The sequence below is a fragment of the Mesorhizobium sp. M5C.F.Ca.ET.164.01.1.1 genome (assembly GCF_004792125.1).
Lineage (GTDB): Bacteria > Pseudomonadota > Alphaproteobacteria > Rhizobiales > Rhizobiaceae > Mesorhizobium > Mesorhizobium wenxiniae.
In genome coordinates this window covers 1-327 of record NZ_SRTG01000354.1, presented here as the reverse complement: position 1 = coordinate 327, position 327 = coordinate 1, and the positions used below count along the sequence as shown (strand labels likewise).

Here is a 327-nt window from a genome sequence, read left to right as displayed (position 1 = left end):
GCCGGCCTTGCGCGAATCGAGCTTCATCAGGATGGCGGCGGCGAGATCGGCGTTGACGATCGCCAGCCGCTCGGCCGCCGCATCGGGCTTCATGCCGGCATAGATCTTGACGACGCCGTCCTCGGCCCTGGCCAGGAACACTTCGCGCCGCTTCAGCCAGGTCTCGTATTCGGCTTTCTTTGCGTCCAGCGCCTTCATGCGCTGGTCGATGCCGGCCTGGAGTTGCTTCAATTCGTCCGCCTGCAACGCATAGCGGCGGTCGCGGGCGGCGTCGGCTATGTTGGAGCAGAAGCGCTCGATTTCGCTCTGGTCCGGCGCTTTCTCCCG

Annotated in this window: 1 protein-coding gene; it reads right to left on the bottom strand. The window is 65.4% G+C overall.

Going from position 1 to position 327, the window contains the following annotated elements:
* A partial coding sequence (locus tag EN807_RS33780) for a MotE family protein (RefSeq protein ID WP_148671860.1) occupies nt 1-327 on the bottom strand: 327 nt, incomplete at both ends.